General features: G+C 36.1%; 11 protein-coding genes. 7 read left to right on the top strand and 4 right to left on the bottom strand.

Annotated features, from left to right (window positions below; all coding sequences use genetic code 11):
• Nucleotides 1-24: 24 nt before the first annotated feature.
• The 4 genes from IC610_RS08935 to IC610_RS08920 all read left to right on the top strand — a co-directional run bounded on the left by IC610_RS08935 (nucleotide 25) and on the right by IC610_RS08920 (nucleotide 5,463).
• Entirely contained in the window at nucleotides 25-2,154 is a 2,130-nt protein-coding gene (locus IC610_RS08935; RefSeq protein WP_191736535.1) for a S46 family peptidase, read from the top strand.
• A gap of 75 nt (nucleotides 2,155-2,229) precedes the next feature.
• The gene (locus IC610_RS08930; RefSeq protein WP_191736533.1) at nucleotides 2,230-3,177 is read left to right on the top strand and encodes a polysaccharide deacetylase family protein; all 948 of its coding nucleotides are present in this window, start codon (nucleotides 2,230-2,232) and stop codon (nucleotides 3,175-3,177) included.
• Nucleotides 3,174-4,253 (top strand): GNAT family N-acetyltransferase, encoded by a 1,080-nt coding sequence (locus IC610_RS08925; RefSeq protein ID WP_191736531.1) that lies wholly within the window; start codon nucleotides 3,174-3,176, stop codon nucleotides 4,251-4,253. Before IC610_RS08930 ends, IC610_RS08925 begins: the two co-directional genes overlap by 4 nt.
• Before the next feature lie 100 nt (nucleotides 4,254-4,353).
• Nucleotides 4,354-5,463, top strand: a complete 1,110-nt coding sequence (locus IC610_RS08920) for a T9SS type A sorting domain-containing protein (protein WP_191736529.1) — start codon at nucleotides 4,354-4,356, stop codon at nucleotides 5,461-5,463.
• Nucleotides 5,464-5,542: 79 nt separating this feature from the next.
• On the opposite strand, the gene IC610_RS08915 is transcribed toward IC610_RS08920, so the two are convergent.
• Nucleotides 5,543-8,413 (bottom strand): M16 family metallopeptidase, encoded by a 2,871-nt coding sequence (locus IC610_RS08915; RefSeq protein WP_191736527.1) that lies wholly within the window; start codon nucleotides 8,411-8,413, stop codon nucleotides 5,543-5,545.
• A 182-nt stretch (nucleotides 8,414-8,595) separates the two neighbouring features.
• Here IC610_RS08915 and IC610_RS08910 point away from each other — a divergent pair, with 182 nt between their 5' ends.
• From IC610_RS08910 to IC610_RS08900, 3 genes are all read left to right on the top strand, one after another.
• Nucleotides 8,596-9,147, top strand: a complete 552-nt coding sequence (locus tag IC610_RS08910; RefSeq protein ID WP_191736525.1) for a DUF4256 domain-containing protein — start codon at nucleotides 8,596-8,598, stop codon at nucleotides 9,145-9,147.
• 520 nt (nucleotides 9,148-9,667) lie between these two features.
• The gene (locus IC610_RS08905; protein WP_191736523.1) at nucleotides 9,668-10,054 is read left to right on the top strand and encodes an immunity 22 family protein; all 387 of its coding nucleotides are present in this window, start codon (nucleotides 9,668-9,670) and stop codon (nucleotides 10,052-10,054) included.
• A 40-nt stretch (nucleotides 10,055-10,094) separates the two neighbouring features.
• A complete protein-coding gene (locus IC610_RS08900; protein ID WP_191736521.1) occupies nucleotides 10,095-11,048 on the top strand; it encodes a Fic family protein in 954 nt (317 codons plus the stop codon).
• A gap of 137 nt (nucleotides 11,049-11,185) precedes the next feature.
• On the opposite strand, the gene polA is transcribed toward IC610_RS08900, so the two are convergent.
• The 3 genes from polA to IC610_RS08885 all read right to left on the bottom strand — a co-directional run bounded on the left by polA (nucleotide 11,186) and on the right by IC610_RS08885 (nucleotide 15,780).
• Complete coding sequence (polA, locus tag IC610_RS08895) at nucleotides 11,186-14,053, bottom strand: DNA polymerase I (protein ID WP_191736519.1); 2,868 nt, start codon at nucleotides 14,051-14,053, stop codon at nucleotides 11,186-11,188.
• Between the two features lie 419 nt (nucleotides 14,054-14,472).
• Nucleotides 14,473-15,036, bottom strand: a complete 564-nt coding sequence (locus IC610_RS08890) for a T6SS immunity protein Tdi1 domain-containing protein (protein ID WP_191736517.1) — start codon at nucleotides 15,034-15,036, stop codon at nucleotides 14,473-14,475.
• 120 nt (nucleotides 15,037-15,156) lie between these two features.
• Nucleotides 15,157-15,780 (bottom strand): hypothetical protein, encoded by a 624-nt coding sequence (locus IC610_RS08885; protein ID WP_191736515.1) that lies wholly within the window; start codon nucleotides 15,778-15,780, stop codon nucleotides 15,157-15,159.
• Nucleotides 15,781-15,890: the final 110 nt, after the last annotated feature.

Raw genomic sequence — 15,890 nt, 5'->3', positions numbered from 1 at the left:
TAAATTAGGCAAAAAATTTTCCTAATGATAAAACGTAATATTCTGATTGCCTCTGCATTCTTCAGTTTCTCTCTGGGATTTGCTCAGCAATACGGTGGAATGTGGATCCCGACTGAGCTGAACGAAAAAGAAATGAAGGATCTGGGTATGAAAATTTCTGCCAAAGATATATTTAACACGCAAAAGCCAAGCATCAAAGACGCTGTGGTACAATTCAACGGTGGATGTACTGCTGAAATTATTTCTCCTAAAGGCCTTTTACTCACCAATCACCACTGTGGATACAGCCAGATTCAGTCACATTCTACAGTTCAGAATGATCTTTTATCTAATGGTTTCTGGGCAAAAAACAGCACTGAAGAACTGGCCAATCCTGGGGTTACCGTAGATTTCATCGTTGATATTAAAGACGTTACCAAAGAAGTTCTTGAGGGAAATCCTTATCTGGATGTAGCAACCATCAATGCCAATATTCAGAAGGTCCAGTCGACGACTAAAACCGAATCCGGACAGAAGGTTATGGTGAGACCGATGTATTACGGAAATAAATATTATGCTTTCGTCATCGATACTTTTAAGGATATCCGTTTGGTGGGAGCACCGCCACAAAGCATCGGAAAATTCGGTTCAGATACCGATAACTGGGTTTGGCCGAGACATACAGGAGATTTTTCTATGTTTAGAATTTACGCTGATAAAAATAACAGACCTGCAGAATATTCAAAGGACAATGTGCCTTATGTGCCTAAACATTACCTTCCGGTTTCTATAAAAGATAAAAAAGAAAATGATTTCACTTTTGTGTATGGTTTTCCGGGTAGAACAACAGAATATCTTCCGTCAATTGCAGTTGACAAAATCATGAAAGACACCGACCCTGCGAGAATTGCAGTGCGTGATGTAGCTTTGAAAACTTTAGACGAAAAAATGCGTGCTGATGATGCAACCCGTATCAAATACGCTTCTAAATACGCTTCTGTAGCCAATTACTGGAAAAAGTGGATCGGTGAAGTGGAAGGTTTAAAAAAATCTAATGCCGTTCAGAAAAAAGCAGCTTACGAGCAGACTTTAATCGCGAAAAATCCTGACATTAAGACAACTCTTGATCAGCTGAATCAGCTGTACAACGAGCAGGCGCCTTACGCTCTGAACAACGCGTATTACACTGAAACCATCAGGAATGCGGAAACGTTAACTCTTGCCAACCTTTATTCAAGCTATATTACAGCAGTAGAATCAGGGAAAATGGATGAGAAAACGACCGCTTCTTTTAAAAACAGATTATCATCATTCTATAAAGATTACAGTGCTGAACTGGATGCGAAAGTGACGGCTAAACTTTTGGCTCTGTATGCCAACAAAACGGCTACCCAGTTTTTACCTGCAGGTTTTGACAGGTATAAAAATGAGGCTCAAAACCTTCAGACTATTGAGAATTTATCTAAAAATTCTGTAATCACAGGTAGATCTGAAGTGAACGGGGCAAGCCTTTCAGCAGATATCGATAAAGCTTTTTCGAATCCTGACAAATTGATTAAAGCGATCAAAAAAGATGAAATGTATATTCTATTCAACAGTTTAAAGGATACTTATTCTAAATCTGCAGACATTCAGTACACTTCATTACAGGCTAAAATTGATGCTTTGCAGAAGAAATTCATGGCTCAGCAGATGGAAACAGATAAGGACAGAAAATTCTTCCCTGATGCCAATTCTACCATGAGAGTGACGTACGGAAAAATTAAAGGATCAAGCCCGAGAGATGCTGTTTCTTATGATTTCCAGACGCATTTGGCTGGTGTTGTAGAGAAATATGTTCCCGGAGATTATGAGTTTGATGTTCCGCAAAAACTTCTTGACCTTTACAACAAAAAGGATTACGGAGTTTACAAAGACAAATCTGGAGATGTTCCTGTCGGATTTACCGCAACCAATCACACCACGGGAGGGAACTCCGGTTCACCTGCTTTGGATGCACAGGGAAATCTTGTCGGTCTGAACTTCGACAGACAGTGGGAAGGAACGATGAGCGACATCAATTACGACCCAAGATTCAGCAGAAACATTATGGTTGACACGAAATATATCCTTTTCATCATCGATAAATTTGCCGATTCTAAATGGCTGATTGACGAAATGAAAATTGTAAAGTGATTTTCACTACATAAAACTTCAGAATCTGCTCAAAACATTGCTTTTGAGCAGATTCTTTTTTATTTTTACATCTGTATGCTCAAAAAACTAATCATCACTACACTTTCTCAATTTGAAAATGAAAATTTTTCCGGAAATTTCCCGTTGGATTATTGCCTTCCTGTGTATCATAACGTTTCAAACGAGCATCTTCCCCACCTCAAACACATCATCAATTATAAAAATGAGAAAGAATTTGAAGCAGATCTTGACTGTCTTTCAAAACATTTTCAGTGGGTAACATTTGATGAATTTAAAGACTATGTAAAGGGAAATTTTAAGCCTAAAAAAAAGATTGCCTTACTCACATTCGATGATGGCTACAGAGAATTTTATGATGTTGTAATTCCTATTCTGAAACGGAAGGGAATTTACGCCATGAACTTTATTAATCCCGCTTTTACAGATAATAAAGACCTGATGTTTCGATGCAAAGTGAGTTTACTGAAAGATAAATTTCAGCAAATACACTATGAGGATAAATTTCTGCTAAAATTAAAATATCAGGATACAAAAACAATAAATGATCTTGCAATGCAGTTTGAAGTTGATTTTGAAGATTATTTAAAAGAAAAAAGACCGTATCTCAGTTCAGATGAACTGTATCAGATTAGAAATAAAGGTTTCGGAATTTCATCACATGGCTGGAATCATCCGCTTTACCATGATTTACCACTTTCTGAGCAACTTGAAAATACATTTCAGGGTTACAGTTATATGAAGGAAAATGGTTTTCATTATGAAAGTTTTGCTTTTCCTTTTACCGATTTTGGAGTTGAAAAGGTATTTTTTGATACACTTTTTAAAAATGAAGATTTTTTCTGTACATTCGGAAGTGCTGGCGTAAAAACAGATTCTGTTGCTCATAATTTCCAGCGAATTCCAATGGAAACCGGTGAAAATGCCCGAATGATTTTAAAAAAAGAAATTTCTTATTTCAGGTTTAAAAAACACCTCAACAAAAACCATATCCAGAGAAAATGATCGAGCTGAAAACTCTCAATAAAAAAGCTTTAAGCGAATTCATATCGTCGGGAAAATACCGTTCCGATGCTTTTCTTCCCATCACAAAACACCGCGCTGAATCTCAGATCAGAAATCCAAAAGCTGATGATGATCAGACGCTTTTAATTCTGGCCTACGAAGATGAAAAACTGGCAGGCTACGTCGGCTGTCTCCCTGATTTTTTTCTCATCGACGGTAAGAAATTCAGATATGCTTGGCTCAGCACCCTGTTTGTAAGCAGCGACTTCAGAGGCAAAAGAATTGCGCAGAAACTTTTGGATAAGGCATTCGAAGAATACAGCGGAAATATTGCCATCACAGAATTCACTCCCGAAGCTGAAAGTCTTTATAATAAAATTAAATTTTTCAAATATATTCAGGCAAAGGAGGGCAAGCGATTTTATCTGAAAACAGATTTCCAAAACATCATTCCGGCAAAAAAAACGCAGTTAAAAACCTTAAAACCATTTTTCAAACTATCTGATTTCTTTTTTAACAGTTTAATTTCGTTTAAAAATTCTTTTCAGGAAAAACCTGATTTTAAATTTGAAATTCTGTCTGAAATTGATGATGAAAGTAAGGATTTCATAATTCAATTTCCTTCTAATCGAACAGCTGATGAGATCAATTGGTTTGTAAAAAATCCGTGGATTCTGGAAGGTGGAAAACCCGATTCCGAATACCTTTTCTCAAGCTACTCGAAACAATTTAAGTATTTCTGGATTAAAATCTTCAATGCTCATAATGAGTTTGAAGCTTCTGCTCTGCTGCTTTTACGTGACGGACATTTGAAAATTCCTTACCTTTTTGCAAATAATAATCTTCAGAATTTCATTGATTTTCTGGCATATTTTTCAGAAAAAAACAGAGTGAAACAGATCACAAGTTATCAGACTGATCTCAACAGTGAGATTGAAAATAATGGCAACTTCCCAAAAATCCACAGCAGAAACATGGAAAGACGTTACATGTTTCATGAGAAAATGTTGAGTCATTTGCCATTAAATTTTAAACCAAATTTTCAGGATGGAGACGGAGATTGTGCTTTAACCTAAGCGCATTTAAATATAAGCAGCTGATTTTCAATCAAAAAAAATAGTTTTTGTAAGATTCTTTTTGTAATTTAGGCTTATCCTTCACTTAAAAATCAATCTTATGAAAACAAAATTACTCTTAGCAGGCGGTTTATTTCTGTTTTGCTTTCTGCCCTGGTCAGCACAGTCTGTAATTCTTGCTGTGAATTCGACCTCCAAAACCATCGCTCAGCTGGATGCAACAAACGGAACCGTTTTAAACGCCAATTTCATCAACCTTTCATCTCTGAGTCCGGGAACAATAAAAGGCATCATCCGTGTGCAGGATAAAATCTGGATTTCTGACCAGACCGACAATGTGATTTACATCTGCAATCTTGATGGCAGCTACTCTTCTACAATTCCTTCTTCAGTAGGTTTAAGCAACATTCGCGGGCTGAATGTGGTTAATAATGAAGTTTGGGTCACGAATGCAGGAACAGCCAACGGAGCAACTGCCAATTCCATACGCAGAATAAGTTTTGCAGGTGCATCTTTGGGAGTTTATCCTACGCTCGGCTCCCCCTTTGACGCGCTCGATACAGGAAGCGGGACAGCTTACATCACATCTTTTGATTCAGCAGGAATTCAAACAATGAATTATGCCGGCACGGTCACAGGAAATTTTGTAAACTCCGGAGTTTTCACAGGAATTCAGCAGATCACAAAATTACAGAACGGAAATTATCTGATTGCCGTTTTTTCCAATAACAGCAGCGCAGGGAATAATGCCGGCGTGTATCATCTTTCAGCTGCAAACGGCAGTATTCTAAATTCTTACACAGTGGGTGGAGCAAGAGGCATAGCTCAAATGGGAAATGGAAATTATCTCTACACGACAGGCAGCGGAGTTTTCAGTTTAAATCCTACAACCGGGGCAACCGCGTCGCTGATAGCCGGAAGTTATCAATATTTGAAGGCATTAGATCTAACCTTAAGCGTCAGCGAAACCAAAAAAGAAATTTCCACTAAAGTTTACCCAAATCCTACTGCCGGAACTGTACATATCTCAGCTGAAAATGAAATCGAATTTATAGAGATTTACTCCCTGAACGGGCAACTTTTAAAAACCCAAAAAGCAAACCGTGAGAAAAAAGTCAGCGTTGATATCTCGGAACTTACAGCAAATACTTATCTTGTGAAAATTAAAACAACTACCGGTGAGAAAACAGTAAAAATTATCAGGAAGTAATTCTCATTTCATCTTACTTAAAAAAAGTAAAGGCGACAATTGATCACTGTCGCCTTTTCAGTTTTAAAATATCCAAAAATTAATGTCCGAAAATATCTTTTAAATCAAGCTCTTTAAATGTTCCCATTTTTGAAATAGCCTCCATATTCAGGTTTTCTCTTTTTCCTATTAAAGCTGTGTTGAAATTCAAAGTTTTGACATGTGAATTATAAAATTCTTTCATCTCATTGAAATCCAAGATTTTGATTTGACTGTAAATATCTTTTCTGATGTCATAATCTACACCCAGTTTCTGAAGCCTCAGCGTATTGAAGAAAATATTGGTTCTCGTAATTCTCGTGGAAGCAATCTGCTTCAGTGCCGCACTTCGGGCATTTTCAAACTGCACCGGAACTTCAGGGAGTTCAGCCATCAATTCAGACATCGTATTCACTGCAATCTGAAGTTTGTCAGGCTGCGTTCCGATGTACGAAGTCACGTAATCAGGATGGGCAAGTTCAGAATTCGGAGAATAGGAAACGTATGCCGAATAAGCGAGACTTTTGCTTTCACGAATTTCCTGAAAAACAATGGAAGACAGCCCACGGCCAAAGTATTCATTAAAAATATTAATCTTACCAAAATTTTCAAGATCTACGCTCTTCCCTCTTGCTATTTTACTCATTTCCATCTGAACCATGTCGTAGTTCATAAAATAAACATTTCCTCCGGTTTCCGGCTCAGGATATTCTCTTTTCACAGGTATCTGCTGCGTTTCTTCGGTAATATAATCCTCAATATAATTTTTAAAACTGATGAAATCTTTACCGTAGAAAAAAATCTGATAAGGATAATTGAAAATGTTTTTAATGCGTGCCGTGAATTCTTCCACTGAAGCATTCAAAAGTTCTTCTTTAGAAATCACATCTGTGAATCTTGAGTAAGCACCCAGTTTTGTAAAATTGGTGAGTGCCTGCATGATTCTGTTTTTGTCTTTCTTTACAGCAATTCTGTTTTCTAAAACTGTTTCAGCAAACTGACTGTAAATTTCCTGATCCGGCTGTACGTTCTGCATCCAGTGCTGCAGCAGCTGAATTCCCTTTTCTATATTTTCCTCGAGCCCTGTGAGTGAAATTGTCAGCTGGTCCTGAGAAGTTTTAAAATCATTGCTGATTCCTATTTTATAAAATTCCTTTTTCAGATCATCCGGTGAAAAACGGTCTGTCCCTAAATATTGTAAAACCTGAGTTGACAGTCCTAAATCTCTGTCGTGATCGCTCCCTACAGGAAAGATGAAGTGAACCTGTGCGATTTCGTTGTATTTATTTTTAACGAAACTGATTTTCTTAGACGCAACAGTATCAGTAAGAATTTCTTTTTTATAATCAATAAATTCAGGCTGAATATCTGCCGTTTTATCTTCCAGAATTTCTGTAAGAAAATCAGACTGCTCATCTCTGTTTATTTTTACGGCGGTAATTCCTGGGTTTTCAACTCTCAGAAGCTGTTCGTTCGTACCTTTTTCTTTATAAATAATAACATAATTATCTTTAAAAAATTCCTGAGCGAAAGTAACGACATCTGCTGTGGTAATTGCGGCGTAGTCATTCATTTCGTTAAGTTCCTGTTCCCAGGTTCTTCCTTTTATAAAGGTGTCATAAAGATTGGTGGCCAGACCTTCGGCAGTTTCAAGGGCTTTCATTCTCTGAAGTTTGAAGTCGCTGATGATTGCAGGAAGCATCCAGTCTGGAAACTCTCCTTTTTTAATCAAGCCGATCTGATCAAGCATCATTTCTTTTGCTTCGTCTAACGTTTGGGATTCTTTTGGAACACCTACGAGTGAGAAGTAGCCATATTCTTTTAAACCTAATGAATACGCCTGTGCCCAAAGCAGTTTCTGGGTCTGATTGATATTCAGATCCAATAAACCTGCCTCACCTCTGTTGCTCAGAATATTTACAACCACGTCTGCCAGAATCGCTTCTTTTGTACCATAGCTGTCTGTACGCCACGCCAGCTGAACCCTTGGCGTGGTGGGACTTGCAACTCTTCTTTCGATAATTTCAGTAATCGGATTTTCTACAATTTTGTTTTTTGCAGGAAGCTCACGATAAGGAATATTTCCAAAATACTGATCGATGAGCTGTATGGTTTTGTCGAAATCTAAATCACCAACCAAAACAAAAGCGTAATTATTGGGAACATAATATTCTTCAAAATATTTATGAATAGCCTTCATTGAAGGATTCCGCAGATGCTCCGCCTTTCCGAGTGTCGTTTGCTGACCGTTCGGGTGGTTAGGAAAAAGCGCATCCATCAGTTCATAGTTTACCAACCGCGAATCATTGTCCTGTGCTCTGTTGAATTCTTCGTAAACCGATTCCAGTTCCGTATGAAAAAGTCTCAAAACCATTCCTGAAAAACGCTCTCTTTCCACTTTGAGCCATTTTTCAAGCTCATTGGCAGGAATTATATTTTTGTAGACTGTTTCGTCAAACCATGTGTGAGCATTGGTTCCGGAAGCTCCGAGCGAAGAAATTGCCTTGTCGTATTCATTAGCGATGGCAAATTTGCTGGCTTCCTGAGAAACTTCATCAATTTTGCGGTAAATTTCTTTTTTGATTTCGGGATCTTTTTCCGCCTTGTGTTTTTCATACAAGCCGGAAATTTCATCTAAAAGTATTTTTTCGTCCTCCCAGTTTTGTGTCCCGATTTTTGAAGTGCCTTTAAACATCATGTGTTCAAGGTAATGTGCCAATCCGGTATTATCTGAAGGATCATTATTGCTTCCCGTCTTCACAGGGATAAAGGTCTGGATTCTCGGAGCATCAAAATTCTGCGCCAGAAACACCTGAAGTCCGTTTTTCAGAGTATATATTCTGACTTTGTTTTCGTCATGACTTACCGTTGTGTAAGGAAAGTCTGATGACAGTGTGGTATCTTTTATTTCTTTATGTATAATCGTGTTCATTCAATTTAAATCAATGGATTAATACAAATTTACCTAAAAAATAAGAACTTTGATAGATAAAGTTTTCTCAATAATGCACAACTAATTGGTAAATTCTATTTAAAAATCTTTTACTTATGTTTAAATTTCGCTAAATTCACAATTCGGAAATTTTCGAAACACCAAAACTAAAAACTAGATTCATGACCACAAAAAAGCTGTCAGAAAATGAAACTGAAGAGATTCTGAACATTCTGAAAGTAAGAATTAAAAAAAACAGATTTAATCTGAAAAATCTAGACTGGGAAGAGATCGAAAAAAGGCTTATTGCCAATCCTGAAAAACTGTGGAGTTTGGAACAAATGGAAAAAACGGGCGGAGAACCTGATGTTATAAAAATCGGCAGTGCAATCGTTTTCTGCGACTGTTCGAAAGAAAGCCCGTCGGGAAGAAGAAGTTTGTGCTACGATCATGAAGCGCTTTTAGCGCGGAAAGAAAACAAACCACAAGATTCTGCTGTGAATGCAGCTCAGGAAATGGGTATTGAACTCTTGGATGAAGATCAGTACCGACATTTACAAACCCTTGATAAATTTGACGAAAAAACTTCCAGTTGGATAAAGACACCATCAGAAATACGAAAACTGGGAGGTTCTTTGTTCTGCGACCGTAGATATGATTTTGTCTTTCTTTACCACAACGGCGTGCAGTCTTATTATGCTGCGAGAGGCTTCAGAGGTTTGGTGAAAATTTAAATAAAAAAGCTGCGTTCTACAACGCAGCCCCAACTAAAAACTAAAGCTTATAAATTATATTATTTAAAAACTTTATCTAAAAAAACATTTCTTTAAAGTAAAAACAAGTTATCTTATCAATTTTTCTGCCAAAATATGGACAATCTAATTTTGTGTTTTTAGAATTCCTCTAAGAATAAACTTGTTGATGCAAAAATAATCCGAGGTTGTATTATTTCATTTGCAAAAATTTACAAATAATTTGTGATTTTAAACATATTATCTTCATAAATTTTACACTATTTTTTAAATATATCTAAAACATAATTGAAAATTTGTAATTCCAATTCCATAAAGTATGGATATATTTTGCGAAGAATTTCGATTTGTAATTTTAATATTACAATTATCGCATACAGTAAATATTTTTTAAAATTTTAATACAGAAAAAACAATCAAATAAAACACCTTTAATTTGAATCTTCAAAGTTTTTGGAAGACATTGAGTATTATTTTACCTTTGGCTTTTTAAAACGATATTATGAGTGTACAGGTTTTAGATTTTTGGGTAGGTAATTTCAGAACGGAAGAATATTTTTTCCAATTTGTGGAGGAAGATGAAAATTACTACATCGAGGAAGAATCTGATGAGACCTATATTTCAAAATTTGCCGAGTCGCAGGACACCGTTTGGTTTGATCAGGATTTGATGGAATATGGTTTTGAACAGAGCATCCAGCACTTTTCTGAATATTCTTTTGCCGAACAGTGGCTTCCGGTTTTATACAACAGAATCAATGAAATGAATCTTAAATTTGATATTAACTCGCTTGTCTTTGCAAGCCAGGGACAGATTCCGCAACCAAAATCTGTGGAAAATGATGAGTTTTCTCTGGTATATGTGGGTGGAATTGAGTTTGAATATTAAATTTCGCTATCTTTGATACTATCATTTGATACTATCATTTATGAAACCTCCTTATCAGATTACGCCACAAATCTTGTCATTGATATCAGCTATTTCACAAAAAATTGGTGAGATAAACGCCAATTATTTAATTAAGAACAATCCTCAATTGCGGAAGCAAAATCAGATTAAAACAATTCACTCATCTCTGAGTATTGAAGGTAACACGTTGTCTTTGGATCAGATCACGGCGATTTTAGAAAACAAAAAAGTTGTGGGTCCACAAAAAGACATTCTGGAGGTTCTTAATGCTTTACAAGTTTATGAACAGTTAAACAAACTCAAATTCGGGAGTGAAAAAGATTATCTCAAAGCTCATAAAATACTGATGAATGGGCTCATAGAAAATTCAGGAAAATACAGAACACAAGGTGTTGGAATATTAAAAGGCTCACAGGTAGAACACATCGCACCGCCTTCTGATCTCGTTCCTTATTTAATGAAAGATCTTTTCGTGTATCTCAATGACAAGTCTGAAATAAGTTTGATAAAAAGTTGTGTTTTCCATTACGAAATGGAATTTATTCATCCGTTTATGGATGGCAATGGCAGAATGGGGAGACTGTGGCAAACTTTAATTCTGATGTATGAATTTCCTCTTTTTGAATTCCTACCCTTCGAAACACTTATCTCTAAAAATCAGAAGCAATATTATCTTGCACTTTCTCAATCTGACAAAGAAGGTCAATCAACAAAATTTATTGAGTACATGCTGGGAATTATCAATAATTCTCTGTCCGAACTTTTACAGAATTCTACTCAGAAACTTACACAAAGAGACAGAATTGTCATTTTTCTGGAAGATACGAAGCAGGAATTTTCCCGAAAAGATTATATGAAAAAATTCTCTGAAATTTCTTCTGCTACAGCAAGCAGGGATTTGAAAACAGCTGTAGAAATGAATCTCATTGAAAAATTTGGGGATAAGAAAACGAGCTTATATAAAAAACGATAATAAGAAAGAATTAGTCTCAAAGTCGGTGATGTAAACTAAAATTCTTCTTTACGAAAACTATTCTACAACATAAGACTGAGAAAAAACAAAAAAAAAGTCCGCTTCAACTAGTTGTGAGACGGACTTTACTATTTTTCTTAATGCGCTTCCAGCCAGTTCTTCCCTACTCCAACCTCAACCAACAGCGGAACCTGCGTTTCAATCGCATTTTCCATTTCGGTTTTAATGATATGCGTAGCAACTTCCACCTCATCAACCGGAGCTTCAAAAATAAGTTCGTCATGTACCTGAAGGAGCATTTTCGTCTGCAATTTTTCTTTCTCCAGTTCTTTCTGAATTTTAATCATTGCCATTTTCACAACATCGGCGGCACTTCCCTGAATAGGAGCATTCACGGCATTTCTCTCAGCATGAGCGCGCACTACAAAGTTTCCGGAATTGATGTCTTTTAAATGACGTTTTCTTCCTAAAATTGTTTCTACATAACCCTGATCGCGGGCAATCTGTACCTGCGAAGCCATGTAAGCTTTTAATTTTGGATAGGTTTCGTAATAGGCCTCGATCATCTGCTTTGCTTCCGATCTTGATAATCCGGTTTGTTCTGCCAAAGCAAAGGCTCCCTGACCGTATAGAATTCCGAAGTTGACCGTTTTTGCCTGTCCACGCTGCGTTTTAGAAACTTCTTCCAAAGGAATATTAAACAGTTTTGCAGCCGTAGAAGCGTGAATATCTTCACCATCCTGAAACGCTTTGATCATATTGTCTTCACCTGAAATTTCAGCGATCAGACGCAATTCAATCTGAGAATAATCGGCAGAGATAATTTTCTTTCCTTCACCTGAAACAAACGCTCCACGGATTTGCTGACCTCTCAAAGTACGGATCGGAATATTCTGTAAATTCGGGTTTACACTCGCCAGACGACCTGTTGCAGCCGTAGTTTGCGAGAAATTGGTATGCACACGGTTATCATCTTTGTCAATCTGAGACGGCAATGCATCCACGTAAGTTGATTTTAATTTCTGATACGTTCTGTACTCTAAAATGTGCTGGATGATCTCATGCTTGGAAGATAATTTCTGAAGAATATCTTCCGATGTAGCGTATTGTCCGGTCTTTGTCTTTTTTGCTTTGGGGTCGAGCTGCATTTTTTCAAACAGAACCTCGCCCAGCTGCCGTGGAGAATTCATATTAAATTCTTCGCCGGAAATTTCAAATATTTTTGATTCTAACTGTCTTAAATCATTTTCAAGGTCGATGCTTTCCTGAGCCAGCCATTTTTCATCTAAAGAAATTCCTTCGAGTTCCATTTTAGCCAACACTTCCATCAAAGGCATTTCGATATTGTAGAAAAGATCTTCGAGATTTTCTTTCTTTAACTGTGGCGCAAACAGTTCATACAGCTGGAAAGTTACATCAGCATCTTCTGCCGCATAATCGGTCTGCGTTCTCAAATCTGCATCTCTGAAACTTCCCTGATTTTTTCCCTTCTTACCGATAATGGTTTCAATGGAAACCGGTTTATAATTTAGATACACTTCTGAGAGATAATCCATACCGTGTCTTCCGTCAGGATTGAGAAGATAATGCGCAATCATCGTGTCAAACATGGCTCCTTTTACGGTCATGTTGTACTGTTTCAGAACTTTATAATCGTATTTTAAGTTGTGAGCAATTTTAATTAAATCTTCCTTTTCAAAAAACGGTCTGAAAATCTCAAGCGTCTGCAAAACTTCGCCCTGATCTGCTGAAAGCGGCACGTAATAGGCCAATCCTTTTTTGTAAGAGAAACTCATTCCCACCAGTTCGGCTTCCAGTTCATTTAAAGAAGTGGTTTCCGTGTCAAAGCAGACTGCTATTTGCTTTAAAAGATTCTGAACTAATATTTTCTGAGCCTTCGGATTGTCTACAAACTGATACAGATGATCGTTTTCTGTGATGGTTTCTTTGGTAGAAGTTGCCTGATCGAGTTCTTCGAAACTGGCAAAAAGGTCGAGCTGTCCGACATTTCTCGCAACCTTCTGCTGTGGCGTTTCGGAAGTTGAAACTTCGGTTTCGCTGGTAATTACCCCATCTTTCTCAAACGTTGTGGTTTTTACATTAACTATTTCGGCCGGTGCGAATGCTCTGTACAGATTTTCATACAGTCTTCTGAATTCAATTTCGTCAAAAATTTCTTTTACTTTTTCAAAATCAGGCGTTTCGAGATCATACTGTTCCTGATGAAATTCTACGGGTGCGTCACAAATGATTGTTGCCAACTTTTTAGATAAAATTCCACGCTCGGCTGAGGCTTCTATTTTTTCTTTGATTTTACCTTTTAACTGATGTGTATTTGCTAAAAGGTTTTCTATGCTTCCATATTCCTGAAGAAACTTCATAGCCGTTTTCTCTCCTACACCATCCAATCCCGGAATATTATCAACGGCATCGCCCATCATCGCCAGGAAATCAATGACCTGTTTCGGATCCTGAATTCCATATTTTGCTTTCACTTCTTCGACACCGAGAATTTCGATTTCGCCACCCTTTAAGCCCGGTTTATAGATTTTAATTTTGTCGGTCACTAACTGTGCAAAATCTTTATCCGGAGTTACCATAAATGTGGTGTATCCTTCTTTTTCAGCTTTGCAGGCAAGAGTACCTATCAAATCATCTGCTTCATATCCTTCCACACCCATGTGCGGAATGTGCATGGCATCTAAAATTCTGTGAAGATATGGGATCGCAACTCTGATGGCTTCAGGAGTTTCGCTACGGTTGGCTTTGTATTCTGCAAAATCATTGGTTCTGATACTCGCCTGTCCGACATCAAAAATCACCGCCAAATGGGTAGGTCTTTCACGTCTTATCAATTCGATCAAAGAGTTTGTAAAACCAAAAATTGCTGAAGTATCAACTCCTGTACTCGTAATCCTCGGGCTTCTTATCAATGCATAATATCCTCTGAAAATCATTGCATAAGCATCGATGAGAAAAAGCCTTTTGTCCTGTGTTGCGTCCATATCTTGAATAATGAACAAATATAAGAAAATGGGATTGTTTGGGATGGGTTTTTAAAATGTAAAAAATCACACTCTTTCACATTTATGTCATTTAGTAGATAAATGCTAATATAATCGCCACCTTTTAAATATAATAAATCTCCTGCTTTCAGGTTTCCTGCTTCTATCCAACATTACTTCTCGTTGGTAAATCATCAAAGCATCCATAATGTACCAAAATCCCATCTTCGGTTATATAATAATTCTCATATCCTCGATATCAAAATTATAAACTTTTTCATAATAAGAATTCTATAAAAAAAAAGTAGAGATTAACATATCCCTACTAAAAAAAAATTTTAGTTTATAAATTATTTTTCTTCAAATCAATTATTGATTATTGGCCCAATTCTACATTAATTATCCTTTTGCCAAACGTTCTACTTCTTCTTGCAATTCTTGATCCCAAATAAATTGCATATCATATTTTCTTTAAGTTTTACTTTTTCTAAATTCTCAACTTTCTCTGGTCCTCCTAAGCCTAATAAAGGAACATAACCAAAACACTCATCAAAATTTAGATCTCCAAGTATCTCTTTTGCGGTGTAAAAGTTTTTTCCTAACAAATCAGCATCAATAAACTCCTCATCTTTTAAATCCTCAAAAAAATATTCAAACCCAGATTCCAAAACTTTAGATAAGCCATGTCTATAATCAAGCAAAATAAGGTAATTGTTTTCCCAAATTATCAAATCGGCCAGTCCAGTGATAAATAAAACTATTGGGTTTGGATATACAGATGTATAGGAAAAATCTAACAATTCTTTGTATTCATCAGGATTAACTATTTTCAGGTATGAGTTCATAAAAGAACCAAAACCATAATTATTCCATATATTAATAATTTCATCTGGAACTGATCCTTTATATTTGCTAATTAAATCTTCTGTCGGAGTATCCTGAACATTATAATGAGGATACTTTTCTATAAATTTGTTAAACATTTTAATTGATTTTTTATTATAAACAATTGCTTACTTCAGCAAGTTCAAATCTTTCAATTATATTGCTGGTATATCATCACGGTTACAATTCATTTAAAAATTAGCTAGGTACAGTATAAACTAAGGATTATAATTAAGAAGTTCATTTCCCAGAATATCCCTTATTTCAAGTGCTTTATTTACATTTAGAGCAGATAATTCAATTTTATCACTTAAATATATTAGCACTCCCTTACTTAAATTTATGATATTGATGTTTTCAAAATAATTTTCTGCCAGCTTATTGTTAAAGTAGGTAAAATAACCAATCCAAAGATTTTGTCCACTCTGCTTAACCTTTCTTCTCAATTCATTAGAGATGATAACTGCATAGTATAAGTCATCTGTTTTTTCTAATGACTCTACTAGTTTTATAACAAACTCCTTCGTAATACTTTTTATAAAGTCGTCAGAGAATTCAATATTAATTAAAGCAGTCTTATCACTGTTGCAAGCTCCTTGTGTTATATCAATTGAGAGATCACTGCTTTCGTTTTTATCCTTACTTAAATATAATAATGAATTAAAACCCATCCAGCTTTTTGAATTACTATACAGATCTTTATCGCTTTGATCATCATTCAAAAACACATACTCAGCTTCTTTATATATTAAGACTCTCTTTAAATTTTGACCGTTAATATTTGATAGATTATTATCAAAATAAAACTTAGAATTCCAATTATTTTGGTACAACAATAACATAGATATCTACATTGGCATCATCAAATAAATCTGCCAGTTCATCGGATATTGCTTGAGTATGGACATGACAGTCTAATTTTGAACCTGTTTCCTGAGCTATCTAAACATCT

The sequence above is a fragment of the Chryseobacterium caseinilyticum genome (assembly GCF_014837145.1).
Lineage (GTDB): Bacteria > Bacteroidota > Bacteroidia > Flavobacteriales > Weeksellaceae > Chryseobacterium > Chryseobacterium caseinilyticum.
Note: the sequence above shows the minus strand (reverse complement) of the source record. Positions and strands in the feature narration are given on the sequence as shown.